The sequence below is a fragment of the Paraburkholderia sp. SIMBA_054 genome (genome assembly GCF_046534875.1).
In the GTDB taxonomy this organism is placed as follows: Bacteria; Pseudomonadota; Gammaproteobacteria; order Burkholderiales; family Burkholderiaceae; genus Paraburkholderia; species Paraburkholderia hospita.
On record NZ_JAWRXV010001911.1, the window covers coordinates 1 to 228 of the forward strand.

General features: G+C 61.4%; 1 protein-coding gene. It reads left to right on the top strand.

The features are described from left to right. Positions 1 to 228, top strand: a 228-nt coding sequence (locus SB822_RS61700) for a S49 family peptidase (RefSeq protein ID WP_410859749.1), incomplete at both ends; no start/stop codon positions are given.

The following is a 228-nucleotide window of genomic DNA, read 5'->3' on the forward strand; positions in this document are numbered from 1 at the left end:
GGTCCAGGCGGGCATTATCTACGACCAGATGAGGCGTTTGCGCGCGAAACATCCGTCAATTCCGCTTTATGTGGTGGTCGGCGACATGTGCGCGTCGGGCGGGTACTACGCCGCGGCGGCGGGGGACAAGATTTATGTCGACAAGGCGAGCATCGTCGGCTCGATCGGCGTGCTGATGGACAGCTTCGGTTTCACCGGGCTGATGGACAAGCTCGGCATTCAGCGCAG